Source organism: Roseobacter sp. SK209-2-6 (assembly GCF_000169455.1).
Lineage (GTDB): Bacteria > Pseudomonadota > Alphaproteobacteria > Rhodobacterales > Rhodobacteraceae > Pseudophaeobacter.
In genome coordinates, this window is record NZ_AAYC01000009.1 from 112,514 (window position 1) to 125,407 (window position 12,894).

Annotated in this window: 10 protein-coding genes; 7 read left to right on the forward strand and 3 right to left on the reverse strand. The window is 57.3% G+C overall.

Annotated features, from left to right (window positions below; translation table 11 throughout):
* The first annotated feature begins 1 nt into the window (after position 1).
* Positions 2-2,377: a peptidoglycan -binding protein gene (locus RSK20926_RS14430; RefSeq protein WP_008207798.1), complete on the forward strand. Its 2,376-nt coding sequence runs from the start codon at positions 2-4 to the stop codon at positions 2,375-2,377.
* Between the two features lie 59 nt (positions 2,378-2,436).
* Here the strand turns inward: RSK20926_RS14430 and RSK20926_RS14435 are convergent, their stop codons facing one another.
* The 3 genes from RSK20926_RS14435 to gloB form a co-directional block, all read right to left on the reverse strand.
* Positions 2,437-3,408, reverse strand: coding sequence for a M23 family metallopeptidase (locus RSK20926_RS14435; RefSeq protein WP_008207799.1), 972 nt, complete (start codon positions 3,406-3,408; stop codon positions 2,437-2,439).
* Position 3,409: 1 nt separating this feature from the next.
* Positions 3,410-5,737: an ATP-dependent Clp protease ATP-binding subunit ClpA gene (gene clpA / locus RSK20926_RS14440; protein ID WP_037255235.1), complete on the reverse strand. Its 2,328-nt coding sequence runs from the start codon at positions 5,735-5,737 to the stop codon at positions 3,410-3,412.
* A gap of 203 nt (positions 5,738-5,940) precedes the next feature.
* Complete coding sequence (gloB, locus tag RSK20926_RS14445; protein ID WP_008207802.1) at positions 5,941-6,708, reverse strand: hydroxyacylglutathione hydrolase; 768 nt, start codon at positions 6,706-6,708, stop codon at positions 5,941-5,943.
* Positions 6,709-6,769: 61 nt separating this feature from the next.
* Here gloB and RSK20926_RS14450 point away from each other — a divergent pair, with 61 nt between their 5' ends.
* From RSK20926_RS14450 to RSK20926_RS14475, 6 genes are all read left to right on the forward strand, one after another.
* Positions 6,770-7,516 carry a class I SAM-dependent methyltransferase gene (locus tag RSK20926_RS14450; RefSeq protein ID WP_037255239.1) on the forward strand — a complete coding sequence of 249 codons (747 nt, stop codon included), beginning with the start codon at positions 6,770-6,772 and terminating at the stop codon, positions 7,514-7,516.
* A gap of 419 nt (positions 7,517-7,935) precedes the next feature.
* Positions 7,936-8,496: a F0F1 ATP synthase subunit delta gene (locus tag RSK20926_RS14455; RefSeq protein WP_008207804.1), complete on the forward strand. Its 561-nt coding sequence runs from the start codon at positions 7,936-7,938 to the stop codon at positions 8,494-8,496.
* Positions 8,497-10,035, forward strand: a complete 1,539-nt coding sequence (gene atpA / locus RSK20926_RS14460) for a F0F1 ATP synthase subunit alpha (protein WP_008207805.1) — start codon at positions 8,497-8,499, stop codon at positions 10,033-10,035.
* A gap of 14 nt (positions 10,036-10,049) precedes the next feature.
* A complete protein-coding gene (locus RSK20926_RS14465) occupies positions 10,050-10,925 on the forward strand; it encodes a F0F1 ATP synthase subunit gamma (protein ID WP_008207806.1) in 876 nt (291 codons plus the stop codon).
* A 21-nt stretch (positions 10,926-10,946) separates the two neighbouring features.
* Positions 10,947-12,371 (forward strand): F0F1 ATP synthase subunit beta, encoded by a 1,425-nt coding sequence (gene atpD, locus RSK20926_RS14470; protein WP_008207807.1) that lies wholly within the window; start codon positions 10,947-10,949, stop codon positions 12,369-12,371.
* Positions 12,372-12,428: 57 nt separating this feature from the next.
* The gene (locus RSK20926_RS14475; protein WP_008207808.1) at positions 12,429-12,842 is read left to right on the forward strand and encodes a F0F1 ATP synthase subunit epsilon; all 414 of its coding nucleotides are present in this window, start codon (positions 12,429-12,431) and stop codon (positions 12,840-12,842) included.
* Positions 12,843-12,894: the final 52 nt, after the last annotated feature.

A 12,894-nucleotide genomic window follows, 5' to 3' on the forward strand; every position in this document is an offset into this window, starting at 1 on the left:
AATGGCCCTGTCCCGGCGTACTGGTCAGAGATTCCAAAATTCGATTTGGCCTGGGTTTGTGGACGCAATGACCGGGCTCTTGCTGGTTTTGATGTTCGTTCTCACCATTTTCATGGTGGTCCAGTTTGTTTTGAGAGAGACGATCACGGGACAAGAGAGCGAGTTGGATGAACTCGCGACGGAGGTTCAGGCCTTGGCCGATGCGCTGGGCTTGGAAGAGCGCGAGAACAGTCGGTTGAATGCCCGGCTGGGCGCACTCAGCTCAACTCTCACCGACACCCAGGGGAACCTGCAACAGGCTGAGGCAAACCTCGCACGTCAGCGTGATTTGATTGCGGGTCTTACAGCTGACCGGGACCGTCAGGTCGCGGCGCTGTCGGAAGCACAGGGGCAAATCACTGCTTTTGAGGCGCAGGTCGCGATTTTGCTTGCAAACCGGCAAGAGGCTGAGGCCGAAATTGCAAAACTAAGCGCAGATCGCACGCGCCTGGATGAAGAGCGCACGGCTCTTCTTGGTGAAAAAGACGCGCTTTTCCAGGCCCTGGCTGAAGCACAGGCAGAAGTGGATGCAGGCGAAGAAGCTGCCCGTCTTGCGGCTGCAAGGCGTGAGGCAATGGAAGCCCTGATCGCTGATCTGGAGGCCAAGGGCGAAGGTCGTGAAGCAGAGTTGCAGGACCTACAGACCCGGCTCAGCGAGGAGGAGCAAACCAGATTGGCGGAGGCCGCTGCTGCGGAGGCCCTGCGCGCCCGTCTGCAGGAATCGGATGCGGAACTCACCGCCATGACATTGTCATTGGAGCGTCAGCGCAAAGAGGCGGAGGATACGCTCACGCTGTTGGCTGCTGCGGAACAGGCCCGCATTCAATTGCAGACCCAGCTAGAGGATGCTCTGTCAACTTTGGAAGCCGCAAAGGCGCAGTCCCAGGAACGTGACGAACTGGCAGAACGTCTCACCAGAATTCTGTCACAGATGCAGGTGACACAATCCAGCGCCCAGGCGCGGGTGACGGCCCTAGAGGCTGAGATGACTCGCCTACGGGATGAGCATACTGCCACCCGCGAACGACTGGCTGCCAACCTCGAGGCGGCGCGCCAGCAGGCCACGCAAAGCCAGGCTGCCTTGCAGGCAGAGCTGGCGCGACAGCGGGCTGCAAATGTTGAAACCCGGTCGCAGTACCAGGAAGAACTGGCCAGGCTGCAAAACACCCATGCCGAAGCAGAACAGGCACTAAAACAACAGCTTCAGGCGGCAAAAGCTGAAGCGGAGACAGTGCGCAGAGAGTTGGAACAGCGTTTGGCTGCAGCGACAGCGGATGCGGTTGACATTCAGGCCGGGTTGGAAACCAGATTGCAACAGGCTGAAGCCGATCTGGCAGCCGCGAGAACGGTGGCCAGCAGCAGCGAGGAAGATCGGGCTTCGGTTGAGATGCGCTTGCTTCAGGCCTTGGAACAGTTGGAGCAAGCGCAGGCTGCTGCTGATGATCAGGCGGTGCTGCAGCAACGTCTGCTGGCGGCTCTGGCGGATCGGGATCAGGCCAAAGACAGGGCGCAGGAACAGCAAAGCCTGGCCCAGAAACGTGAGGCCTTGTTGCTGCAGGCGCGTCAGGCTCTCTCAGAGCAGGATGCGAAGACAGTCAAAGCACAGCGCGAAACAGCACTCCTGAACCAGCAGGTCGCGGCCTTGCGGCAGCAGCTAGGTAGTCTGCAGGCGATACTAGATGACTATGAGGCCAGGGATGCGGCGCAACGTGTGCAATTGCAAAACCTTGGCCAGGATCTGAACGCGGCGCTGGCGCGCGCAGCCTCCGAGGAACGGCGTCGACGGCTCCTGGAAGAGAAAGAGCGCAAAAGGTTGGAGGCTGAGGCGGCCGCTTTGGCCAGCAAGGCGGAAGAGCTGGAAAACAAGGCCCAGGACCTGGAGCGCTATCGGTCCGAGTTTTTTGGGCGCCTGCGCGATGTCTTGGGCAAACAGGAAGGAGTGCGCATCGAAGGAGACCGTTTTGTCTTTGCCTCCGAAGTGCTCTTCCCACCGGGAAGCGCGGATCTGTCGGCTGCTGGACAGGCCGAAATTGGCAAGGTTGCGCAGATCCTGCAATCCGTCGTGGTGGAAATCCCAGCAGAAATCAACTGGATCATCCGCGTAGATGGCCATACGGATAACACGACCATGCTCGGCCACCCAAAATATAGTGACAACTGGGAGCTCAGTCAGGGTAGGGCGCTCTCTGTGGTTCGCTATATGATTGAAAACCTCGGCATCCCGCCAGGACGGCTTGCCGCGAATGGATTTGGCGAGTTCCAACCGGTCAATTCAGCCGATACGCCAGAGGCACGGGCTCAGAACCGCAGGATTGAGTTGAAGTTCACCGAGCGCTAGGCGACGCTGCTGAAAAGGACTGGCATTCAGTGTCCAGTGTGAGACATCGCTTTCACGGGTTAGGGATATTGGATCGTGTGGCTGATCCTGTCTATTTCTCGGTCTCCGCGAAAGAGAATGGCCAATCCCTCATAAGCGCCTTTAGGTAGGCGACGTTGCTTTAGGGCTTTGCCAACAGCGCGGAAGAACTGAATTTGGTTTTTGTCCAATATGGTCTCGTGCACCCAGAAAATGCCCTCTGGTCCGCTGATGGAGAGGCGGATACGGTCGCGTTTCTGCCCGCCAAATGCATAGGCCCAAAAGACCATGGCTTCGGGCTCTGCACCCAGAGTGTCTATTGCTGCATCGCCTGACTTTACGTCCGGAAATTCAGGGATTGCGCTGTTAAAGCCTGAACTCATGAAGCCGCCTGCTTGATAGGCGGGGGGATCCGCCCAGAGACTGCGCCCTCCCCAGCGACGGTGGCAGCCCTGCGGTTCATCGGGCGCAAAGGGATCAACAATGCGCCCGTCACGGCGAATGGAAAGGTGCAGGTGTGGAAATTCTGTCCTGCCGGATAGACCAACCTGACCCAATACGGTTCCAACTGTGACGTTCTGACCAGGCTCAACCTGAATAGAACCACGCTTCATGTGGCAATATTGGGTTTCCCAGCCGCCAGAGTGACGCACGACGACGCCGTTTCCACATTCCCTCCCACGTAGGCTTTCAGCAGTTTTTGCTGAGGCATAGCCGTCGGACATGCTATCACGTATTGCACGTACAACGCCCGGTGCTGCCGCGAGAACGGAGACTCCTTCGTGCATGGCTTGAAGGGAAGGGAGGGCTATATCTGTCCCTTGATGGTTGTCGTAGGTGAGGGAGCTGCAGCGATAGTCCTGTGCCTGATCTCCGGGCGCACGGTCCACATAATGTTGAATGTGGCAGTCCTCGCCAAGGCGACAATCCAAGGGCCAGTGCAAAATGACATCGCTCGCCTTGGCTTCCACCGAGGCGAGCGAGAAGAGGGCAGCAATGAGCGCCCTCCGCATATTAATCCGCTGTGAGCAAGGGTGGCTTGTCCCCAGAGATACGGGGCTTGCCGGGACCTTCAATACGCAGATCCAGCTTGCCATCCTTGATGCCAACTTTGACCAACCCACCCTTGGCTAGCTTGCCAAAGAGCAGCTCTTCTGCCAGCGGCTTCTTGATGTGCTCTTGGATGACACGTCCGAGCGGGCGTGCGCCCATACGGTCATCATAGCCTTTTTCTGCCAGCCATTCCGCGGCTTTGCGGGTCAATTCGATGGAGACATTGCGGTCCATAAGCTGAGCTTCGAGCTGCAGGACGAATTTCTCGACCACCTGCAGGATGACCTCTTTGGGCAATGGTGCAAAGCCGATGACGGCATCCAGACGGTTGCGGAACTCTGGCGTGAAGGTTCGCTCAATCGCGGCGGTATCTTCGCCCTCGCGCCGGTCACGGCCAAAGCCAATGGCCGCCTTGGCCATATCCGAAGCACCAGCATTGGAGGTCATGATCAGCACCACATTGCGGAAATTCACCGCGCGACCGTTGTGATCGGTGAGCTGCCCATTGTCCATGACTTGCAAGAGGATGTTGAAGACATCCGGATGCGCCTTCTCGATCTCATCAAGCAGAAGTACACAGTGTGGGTGCTGATCAACCCCATCGGTCAAAAGGCCACCCTGATCAAAGCCGACATAGCCGGGAGGGGCACCGATCAGCCGGGAAACTGCGTGTTTCTCCATGTATTCCGACATGTCAAAACGCAGGAGTTCCACACCGAGGGTATCCGCCAGCTGCTTGGCCACTTCTGTTTTGCCGACGCCCGTTGGGCCTGCAAAGAGATAGTTGCCAATTGGCTTTTCGGGTTCGCGCAGGCCCGCACGGGCCAGTTTGATCGCGCTGGAGAGCGCATCGATGGCATCGTCCTGCCCAAAGACCACCCGTTTCAGGGTCTTCTCCAGATCCTTAAGAACTTCGGCATCGTCTTTTGAGACGCTCTTTGGCGGGATGCGGGCGATCTTGGCGACGACGGCTTCGATCTCTTTCACGCCAATGGTCTTGCGACGCTTGCTTTCGGGGACCAGATGCTGGGCCGCGCCGGCTTCATCGATCACGTCAATTGCCTTGTCGGGCAACTTGCGATCATTGATGTAACGCGCCGAAAGCTCGACCGCTGTCTTGATTGCATCCGCGGTGAATTTGATACCGTGGTGTTCTTCGAAATAGGGTTTCAGACCCTTCAGGATGTCGATGGAATCCGGCACCGAAGGCTCATTCACATCGATTTTCTGGAACCTGCGGCTAAGGGCGCGGTCCTTTTCGAAATGCTGGCGGAATTCTTTGAAGGTGGTGGAGCCCATGGTGCGCAGCTTGCCGCCCTGCAGGGCAGGCTTCAGCAGGTTGGAGGCATCCATTGCCCCGCCAGAGGTTGCGCCTGCGCCAATCACCGTGTGGATTTCATCGATGAAAAGCACGCCATCGGGGTGATCTTCCAACTCATTGACCACCGCTTTCAGGCGTTCTTCAAAGTCACCGCGATAGCGGGTGCCGGCCAACAACGCCCCCATGTCGAGCGAGAAGATTGTGGTCTGAGACAGAACCTCGGGCACTTCACCCTGAACGATTTTACGGGCAAGCCCTTCCGCAATTGCGGTTTTGCCAACACCAGGATCCCCCACCAGGAGCGGGTTGTTCTTGCGACGACGGCACAGGACCTGGATGCAACGCTCAACCTCATGGCCGCGACCAATCAGCGGGTCGATGTCGCCTTCACGCGACTTGGCATTGAGATCAACGCAGTATTTATCCAGTGCGCTTTCCTTTTTCTCACCTTCCGAAGGTGCCGCACTCATGGTGTCGTCGTCATTGTCCTTGGCGCCGGTCACAGGGCGAGACTCACCATAGGCGGGGTCCTTGGCCACGCCATGAGCGATGAAATTCACCGCATCATATCGGGTCATGTCCTGATCCTGCAGGAAATAGGCAGCATCGCTTTCACGTTCGGCAAAAATGGCAACCAGCACGTTTGCGCCGGTAACTTCGGTTCGGCCTGAACTTTGAACATGGATTGCGGCGCGCTGGATGACGCGCTGGAAGGCTGCTGTTGGAACCGCTTCGGATCCATCAACATCAGTGACCAGATTAGAGAGATCTTCGTCGATGAACTCAATCAATGAGGAGCGCAACTCCCCAAGTTCAACACTGCAGGCACGCATGACGCGGGCAGCTTCTGGTTCCTCAATCAATGCCAGCAAGAGATGTTCCAGCGTGGCAAACTCATGGCGTCGCTCATTTGCTAACGCGAGCGCAGCATGAATGGCTTGTTCTAATGTGCTCGAGAATGAAGGCACGATCGTCCTCCTCTGTTCTTGGGTTGGCCGGGGCAGAGGGTCTGTTTACCAACTTTCCCTAGTTCAACCATGGCCTCATATTATTAGAGTTTGGTTGATAGAGCGGCAGCTTCAAGGACTTTCTTTCAAATTTCAGTCACATTTCTTTTGAAAGCTGTCAGAAAGCTACCGTTCCATCACCGTGAAACCAGCGTGACTGAGGGCTAGAAATTGTCTTTCCGCTTGCGAACCTCCGCAAAAACAGAAGCGTTTTCAACACCCTGTAGCCCAATCGCCTCTTTGAGTGCTGGATCAGCGGCGCGAAGGAAAGGATTTGTTTCAATTTCAAGCTTTAACAAACTGGGAACCGTGGCCTCTCCTTTGGCGCGCTTGGCGTTAACCTCTGCAACGCGTGCTTGCAGTGCTGCATTGCCGGGTTCGATGGTTAGCGCAAAGGCTGCGTTCGATTGGGTATATTCATGACCAGAGTAGACCATCGTTTCCGCCGGTAAGGCTGCAAGGCGGGAGAGGCTGTGCCACATCTGCTCTGGTGTTCCCTCAAACAGGCGCCCGCAACCGAGTGCCATCAGGCTATCTGCAGTAAAGACCGCTTTGCTCTGTGGCATGTGGAACGCAATATGTCCCAACGTATGCCCAGAGACATCCAGAACGGTTACCGCTTCTCCAAAAAGATCAAAACTCTCGCCATCTTTGAGCGCCACATCAAGTTCCGGTAGCCTATGTGCATCAACCATCGCTCCGTAAACTTTGGAGCCATAAGTGGCGCGCAGATCTGCGACCCCATCCACATGGTCCCAATGGTGATGAGTCAACAGGATCGCATCCAGCCCCCAGCCACGCTCTTGCAATGCGGTTTTGATAGCTGCGGATTCCGGCGCATCCACCAAGGCGGTTTTGCCTTCGGCGGCATTGTGGAGCAAAAAAGCATAGTTGTCGGAGAGGCAAGGAAGGGTAATGATTTCAAGGGGCATGGTCTTTCGCCTGAGCATTGTTAAACTGCCCCCAGATTGGCCGAAGCAGCAGGCGCCCGCAATGCATCTTGATGTCCAGGATTTGAGGAACTTCTACTACCGCAGCACGCTTGGTCGTGCGGCCCAGGCCTCTGTGCGCAATAGGTTGTTGGAGTTTTGGCCAACCGCCGGGGGACAAACGGTTGCAGGATTTGGTTTTGCGGCCCCCCTCTTGCGCCCCTACCTCAAGGATGCGCGACGCGTCATTGCTTTGATGCCGGGTCCGCAGGGCGTTATGCAATGGCCCGCTGGGCAACCGAATGTTTCCGTCTTGTGCGAGGAAACACTATGGCCAATCGATACCGGTAGGATTGACCGGCTGGTTGTGATGCATGGGCTTGAGACCTCTGAACGGCCCACCCGTCTGCTCGAGGAGTGCTGGCGGTGTTTGGGTCCTGGGGGGCGTGCGATCTTTGTGGTGCCTAACAGGGCAGGGTTCTGGGCACGCTCGGACAAAACGCCCTTTGGCTATGGGCGCCCCTATACTCTGGTGCAGCTTGAAAACCAGCTCAGGCTACATGAGTTCGCAATTGAGCGGCATGCGGCGGCGCTTTACCGGCTTCCCAGTTCCAGGAGATTTTGGCTGAAATCTGGGGCCCTGTTCGAGCGTTTTGGCCGCAGAATCCCTGCGATGTTGGCAGGTGGTGTCTTTATGGTTGAGGTCAGCAAACAGACCCATTCCCAGAAGGGGCATATGACGCGTATCAGGCCAGCAAACCCAATCCGAGTCCTGGAAGGGCTATCTAATCCGATGCCCGAACCCGCCTAACCAAAACCAGCGAAACTTGGGGTGAAATAGGCTGATTGCCTCCAGGTCGCCCCCGGGAATTCTGATTCTGATTTTGACCTTTTGAAATTCGCGAGCGGTAACCTGCGTGGTATTGGCAACAGTTTTCCAACCCCTTTGGTCGTTTTTTGCGGGCGAGGAATCGCAAATAGCTACAGTTCTGAGGAATATTTTTCCGCGAATTGCAGGGGCAAAGGGCCGCACTTTGTCTAAGTTGTTGAAAACATAGGGTTCAGCCATTTGCCTCCCCCCATTATAGACAGTTGATAGGTTGCAAACGCTCTGCTACATCCACGCTGATTTTATCGCCCTGCCGCTACGGCGGGGCTTACTCACGCCCCCGGACGCCGTCTGCGCGCCAGATATGCCAACCGGGGCCATAAAATGTCGGAAGGGTGGACGTGTCCGAACCAGCTTCGATTTCAGCAGGCATTGCCGCGCGCTATGCCACTGCGGTCTTTGAGATCGCAGAAGAGAGCAAGGCGCTCGATAGCCTTGAATCCAGCATCAATGACCTGGCAGCTGCTCTGGCTGACAGTGAAGATTTCCAAAACCTGATCAGCTCACCTTTGGTGTCGCGTGAAGATCAAGAGGCTGCGATTGCGGCTGTTGCCAAGAAGATGGGTCTTGAACCCGTGCTTGCCAACACCCTGTCGCTGATGGCGCAGAAACGCCGCCTCTTTGTCGTGCCCGCGCTGGTCGAAGCGCTGCGCGCCCGTCTGGCGGAAGCCCGTGGCGAAGTCACCGCAGAGGTGATCTCCGCTAAGGCGCTGACCAAGACCCAAAGCGAAAAGCTGGCCAAGACCCTGGCCGAGCGCGTGGGCAAAACAGTTACTATCAATGCTACCGTCGATGCATCCATCATCGGCGGTCTCGTCGTTAAAGTGGGCTCGAAGATGATCGATAGCTCGATCCGCTCCAAGCTCAACTCCCTACAGAACGCAATGAAAGAGGTCGGATAAATGGGTATCCAAGCAGCAGAGATTTCTGCGATCCTAAAAGACCAGATCAAGAATTTTGGTCAAGAAGCAGAGGTGGCCGAAATCGGCCGCGTGCTGAGTGTTGGTGACGGTATCGCCCGTGTCTATGGCCTCGACAATGTTCAGGCCGGCGAGATGGTCGAATTCCCCGGCGGCATCATGGGCATGGCGCTGAACCTGGAAGCCGACAACGTAGGTATCGTTATCTTCGGCTCCGACCGCGACATTAAAGAAGGTGACACTGTCAAGCGCACCAACTCGATCGTGGACGTTCCTGTTGGCCCCGAACTGCTGGGTCGCGTTGTTGACGGTCTGGGTAACCCCATTGATGGCAAAGGTCCGATCAATGCTGCCAAGCGCGGCGTTGCCGACGTTAAAGCCCCTGGCATCATTCCACGTAAATCGGTTCACGAACCGATGGCGACCGGCCTCAAATCCGTTGACGCGATGATCCCAATCGGCCGCGGCCAGCGCGAGCTGATCATTGGCGACCGTCAGACCGGTAAGACTGCCGTTGCTCTGGACGCGATGCTGAACCAGAAAAGCTACAACGACGCCGCAGGCGACGATGAGAGCAAGAAACTGTACTGCGTTTACGTCGCGGTTGGTCAGAAGCGCTCCACCGTTGCTCAGCTGGTGAAGAAGCTGGAAGAAAACGGTGCGATGGAATACTCCATCGTTGTGGCCGCGACCGCGTCCGACCCTGCTCCGCTGCAGTTCCTGGCGCCTTACGCCGCAACCGCGATGGCAGAGCACTTCCGTGACAACGGCCAGCACGCTCTGATCATCTATGATGACCTCTCCAAGCAGGCTGTTGCTTATCGTCAGATGTCCCTGCTGCTGCGTCGTCCGCCCGGACGTGAAGCCTATCCTGGTGACGTTTTCTACCTGCACTCCCGTCTGCTTGAGCGTTCCGCGAAGCTGAACGAAGACTTCGGTGCCGGCTCTCTGACTGCTCTGCCGGTTATTGAAACCCAGGGCGGCGACGTTTCGGCCTTTATTCCGACCAACGTGATCTCGATCACCGACGGCCAGATCTTCCTGGAAACCGAACTGTTCTACCAGGGTATCCGTCCTGCTGTGAACACCGGTCTGTCGGTTTCGCGCGTTGGTTCCTCGGCTCAGACCAAAGCGATGTCTTCTGTTGCTGGTCCGGTTAAACTGTCGCTGGCTCAGTACCGCGAAATGGCGGCCTTTGCTCAGTTCGGTTCCGACCTCGACGCCGCAACCCAGCAGCTGCTGGCCCGTGGTGCACGCCTGACCGAGCTGATGAAACAGCCTCAGTACTCGCCGCTGACCAACGCAGAAATCGTCTGCGTCATCTACGCCGGTACCAATGGTTACCTGGACAAAGTCGACCTGAAAGATGTTGGCCGCTATGAAGCTGAGCTGCTGAACCACCTGCGTGGCAAGCATGCTGACCTGCTGGCAGACATCACCGACAATGACCGTAAGGTGAAGGACGAGCTGGCGGACAAAGTTAAGGCTGCGCTGGACGAGTTCGCCGCTAACTTCGCTTAAGGGGGGACGAGGCAATGCCGAGTCTTAAGGACCTTAAAAACAGGATCGAGTCGGTCAAATCGACCCGCAAGATCACCAAAGCCATGCAAATGGTGGCCGCGGCGAAACTTCGCCGCGCCCAGGAAGCTGCCGAGGAATCCCGGCCCTATACCAAACGGTTCAATGCCGTGATGGCAGGGCTGGCGGCCTCGGTCGGCGGTAGCGACTCCGCGCCCAAGCTGCTTCGCGGCACCGGGAGCGATCAGGTCCAGCTGCTGGTTGTACTGACTGCAGAACGCGGTCTGTGTGGCGGCTTCAACTCCAATATTGCCAAACTGGCGCGCCAGAAAGCGAATGAGCTGAAGGCCGCAGGCAAGACTGTCAAAGTCCTGACCGTTGGCAAAAAGGGCCGGGATGCCCTGAAACGTGACTTCGAAGAAGACTTCGTTGGCCACGTGGACCTGAGCGAGGTCAAGCGGATTGGTTACACCAATGCGCAAGACATCGCCAAGGACATCCTGACCCGGTTCGACGCTAGTGAATTCGACGTCGCGACGATCTTCTTTGCGGAGTTCGTCAATGTTGTGACCCAGATCCCGACCGCTCAGCAGATCATCCCGGCCTCTTACGAGGGCGCGGAAGCTGCCGATAGCTCTGCTGTCTACGACTACGAGCCCAGCGAAGAGGCGATCCTCGCCGACCTGCTGCCGCGTGGTGTATCGACACAGATCTTCTCGGCACTGCTGGAAAACGGTGCATCCGAACAGGGTGCCCGGATGAGCGCGATGGACAACGCAACCCGCAACGCGGGCGACATGATCGACAAGCTGACCATCGAATTCAACCGTTCGCGTCAGGCCGTGATCACCAACGAGCTGATTGAAATTATTTCGGGCGCTGAGGCGCTCTAAGAGACAACCGGAGACCATAAAATGGCACAAGCAAAAGGCAAGGTGACTCAGATCATCGGCGCCGTTGTGGACGTCCAGTTTGACGACCACCTGCCCGCAATTCTGAACGCCCTGAACACCGAAAACAACGGCAAGAACCTGGTTCTTGAAGTTTCCCAGCACCTCGGCGAGAACACTGTTCGCTGTATCGCTATGGACGCAACCGAAGGTCTGGTTCGCGGTCAGGAAGTAACCGACACCGACGCTCCGATCTCGATTCCGGTTGGTAACGCCACCCTGGGCCGTATTCTGAACGTTGTTGGTGAGCCCGTGGACGAAAAAGGTCCGGTCAACGCGACTGAGACCCGCGCGATCCACCAGCCCGCTCCTGAGTTCAACGACCAGTCCACCGAATCCGAAGTTCTGGTGACCGGCATTAAGGTTATCGACCTGCTGGCGCCTTACTCCAAAGGTGGCAAGATCGGCCTGTTCGGCGGCGCCGGCGTTGGCAAAACCGTTCTGATCATGGAACTGATCAACAACATCGCCAAAGTGCACTCGGGCTTCTCCGTGTTCGCGGGTGTTGGTGAGCGGACCCGTGAAGGTAACGACCTTTACTGGGAAATGATCGAATCCAACGTTATTAAGCCGGACAACCTGGAAGAATCTCAGGTGGCCCTGGTTTACGGCCAGATGAACGAACCTCCCGGAGCCCGTGCGCGTGTTGCTCTGACCGGTCTGACCCTGGCTGAGCAGTTCCGTGACCAGTCCGGTACCGACGTTCTGTTCTTCGTTGACAACATCTTCCGCTTTACTCAGGCGGGTTCCGAGGTGTCGGCACTTCTGGGCCGTATTCCTTCGGCGGTGGGCTACCAGCCAACACTGGCCACCGACATGGGTGCGATGCAGGAACGCATTACCTCCACCAAGAACGGTTCGATCACCTCGATCCAGGCCGTTTACGTTCCCGCGGATGACCTTACCGACCCGGCGCCTGCGACAACCTTTGCTCACTTGGATGCGACCACCGTTCTTAACCGTGCGATCTCCGAGCTTGGCATCTACCCAGCTGTGGACCCGCTCGACTCTTCGTCGCGCCTGATGGACCCGCAGATCGTTGGCGAAGAGCACTATGCTGTGGCTTCCGACGTTCAGCAGATCCTCCAGCGCTACAAGTCGCTGCAGGACATCATCGCGATCCTCGGCATGGACGAACTGTCTGAAGAAGACAAACTGACCGTTGCCCGTGCGCGTAAGATCCAGCGCTTCCTGTCCCAGCCCTTCGACGTTGCGAAGGTCTTCACCGGTTCCGACGGTGTTCAGGTTCCTCTGGAAGACACCATTTCTTCGTTCAAAGCAGTTGTGGCCGGCGAGTACGACCACCTGCCCGAAGGCGCCTTCTACATGGTTGGCGGCATCGAAGAAGTGAAGGCAAAAGCCGAGAAGATGGCTGCGGAAGCCGCCTAAACATGGAACTCCCCTGCGCCCAATGGCGGAGCAGGGGAACCCTGAAAGGAGGCCCCAATGGCACAAACGATGCAATTTGATCTCGTGAGCCCCGAGCGGAGCCTTGCTTCGCTGCAGGCCAGCGCGGTTCAAATCCCCGGCGCCGAAGGCGATATGACGGCCATGCCAAGCCATGCGCCCACCATCACCACCCTGCGCCCCGGTGTCCTGAAGGTCGAAAGCCCCGAAGGCAACGCGGACTATCTGGTGACCGGCGGATTTGCGGAAATCAGCGGCGAAGCTCTCTCGGTTCTGGCCGAGCGTGCGATCCCGATGACCGAAATGACCCGTGCGCATCTCGACGAGCTGATCGAAGAGGCACGCAACACCTATAAGACCGCCAAGGAAGAAGAGCAGCCCCACGACATCGTCGAGGAAGCCGCGAAACTCCTGGCAGACATGGAAGCCCTGGGCACCCATATGAGCCTCTAAGGCTTGGGCGCTATTCCAGGATATTCCTGAAAGCTTAGAACCGGCCCGGATC